The sequence below is a fragment of the Haloquadratum walsbyi J07HQW2 genome (genome assembly GCF_000415985.1).
Lineage (GTDB): Archaea > Halobacteriota > Halobacteria > Halobacteriales > Haloferacaceae > Haloquadratum > Haloquadratum walsbyi_B.
In genome coordinates this window covers 110,614-112,968 of the sequence record NZ_KE356561.1, presented here as the reverse complement: position 1 = coordinate 112,968, position 2,355 = coordinate 110,614, and the positions used below count along the sequence as shown (strand labels likewise).

Sequence of the window (2,355 nt, the reverse complement as noted above, 5' to 3'; positions counted from 1 at the left end):
TGAGCGAGCAGTTCAGGTTGATCGGCTGTCGCGCTCACGAGTCCGGTGAATATACGCGGGATTGCGGGGATACCCAGCGAAAAACCGCATTACTTCGGCGGGGTGAGCGCGATACAGTTATGCGGTCTGTTCGCGTCTCTGAGAGTGGAAAGCACGTCGCTTTTCGAGCTCGCAGTGGATACACCGGCAGGTCCGACCTCGCCGAGGGCGGACAACAGAGCGGCAGTGCCGAAATCGAACACGAAACCGAAGATGAGCACCCAACACACACCCCGTTTGCCTGTTCTCACAGGCGGCTGCACACGGATTCCCGGCGACGGTTCGCCTCTCTACCGAGGAGATCCGCCATCTCGGCGACGGAGTGGAATCCCCGACGATTCGTCGGGCTCAACCTCGACGCAGACACGGGTTCCCACTCGCAGCCCGCAGTCTCAACTGAGCGTAAGTTCCGTGACACCGTGGATGGACAACACTTGACCACCGAGCCCAACTCCGATGTCGACGTCTTCGTCGATGTCGACTTCGAGCGTGAGTCTGAGCGTACTGGTGCGCACGAGTCCGGCTCTGAACTCGAACGTGAATTCGAGGGCGTCTACAGCTGGTATGATGACCAACCGATGGTCGCGTCTCGGAGTGATGAGCGGAGGACTGAGATGAACGCTTGCGGACGACCCGCTGATACGCTCTCTGAGTCCGATGTTCTCGCACGTGGGCAGTGCATCTGCATGGGTCACGACCGCCTGACCGACCCGACTGGCGGCCAGTTGACGGGCACGGCATCTGGCTTCGATGAGTACGACCCTATCAGTTCGACAGATGTTCCGGTGCGTCTTGGACGGACACTCGTCCCTGAAGACCAGCTGGATGCACACACTCGCCAACCGCGTGCGCTGAAGATCATCCCGATTAGCGTCGTGAGGGAGAATGGGCACACACGCCCAGTCCCGGAGCGTGTGCTTGTCGATCTGGTCGTCGTGCTCACTCAGGTCGTCGATGCTCGTCAGGTAGTGGTGGAACTTCTTCTGGACACTATAGCCTCCCGAGTCGATGAACCAGTTTGGCCGCTTGAACGGGCGATTGTCCCGGCGGGCGTAGGAAATCATCGCGTGTCCAGGATGTGGGATGGTATCGGAGTCGACGTCAGCAGCGAGCAGCGCCTCCTCATCGTCGGAATCGACTGCGTTGGGATTCGCGGCGGCGAGCGCAGTTGTGCCGATGGCTTTTCGCGAGGATCCGGACCCGACCGTGTGGTGAAACCTGAGCCGATCCTTCCACTGTGACCGGATCGATAGCGATTTACCCTGAGAGGGCAATCATTGACTCGGACTGATGTGAGGGTCTGAGGGCATTGCCTGCGATCCCGCGCACGTTCCGGCGAGTGACAAACGAAGTCCGAATTTCCAAATCCCCTGAGGATAAAAAAAGCGTAGACTTCTATTCGGAAATAGTTAGCGACGGGTGTAAAACAGTGCGACAGTGGCTCCAAGAATCATACCGGATAGATGAGCGACACCGGAGGCTTGTTGGGAGACCGATAGACATGGTGTGAAGTCGTTGAGAAGCTGCCCGATGAGATTATCTTCACTTTGGAGTTTGCAAGGTCGAGTCTCAGAGAGTCGGTTGCTTAGAAATAGATACTCGATATTGTCTCTCAGCTTTGGATTCTATCTACTGAATCCAAATCTCCACTGAATGTGTGATACACCTCTTGACGAGGGACGGTCGCGGGATCGGGATTGATCGCACAACAGATTAGGTGCTCTTTGCCTGGCGACTCTGTGCAGCCGAGAGAATCACAAAATACGCAACGATACCAGTTGTCAAGATGAGAACTCCGGCAGCCTCAGGCAGTTGCAAATCAACGTATTTTCTCAGCGCTAACGAACTGATAGCCACTCCGAAGAGACCGATAGTCTGGCCGAGTCTGTCGTATGTATCTTGGAAAGTGAACCGTTCGTGTTCGCTCAGTAGTGAGATGTCAGAGGTTAACAGAAAGTATCCAATCCCGCTATAGAGCGCTGTTATGGTTGTGGTCAAAAACCAATCTGAAAGCAGGTATCGGTAAACGAGACCACACCAACGAAGTAACTCATCAGGACAGCTAGCGGGAGAGATTCATTCATCGTCATAATCTATTGTTATTATCCCTGATAATAGAGGGGGTCTTCTCACGTTCAATTCACGCTGATCACTAACAATCACAAGATTGGCGATCATCTACTGTCTTTGCACAACTAACTCAGGATGTTTGTGTGGGCATTGTAGTGTGTACACTGGACAATCACCAGCAATACTGTGACCAAGCGCAGCATCGCTGAGTCTGTCCAGGTTCCTCCAGCAGAGACATGTTACTGG

2 protein-coding genes are annotated in these 2,355 nt (G+C 54.6%); one reads left to right on the top strand and one right to left on the bottom strand.

Annotation, left to right across the window (positions count from 1 at the left end; all coding sequences use genetic code 11):
* The coding region (locus tag J07HQW2_RS00630; protein ID WP_303703836.1) for a hypothetical protein at positions 1–1,280 on the top strand (1,280 nt) is incomplete at its 5' end.
* Between the two features lie 472 nt (positions 1,281–1,752).
* Here J07HQW2_RS00630 and J07HQW2_RS00625 read toward each other — a convergent pair.
* Positions 1,753–2,037, bottom strand: a complete 285-nt coding sequence (locus tag J07HQW2_RS00625) for a hypothetical protein (RefSeq protein WP_048075037.1) — start codon at positions 2,035–2,037, stop codon at positions 1,753–1,755.
* Positions 2,038–2,355 lie beyond the last annotated feature (318 nt).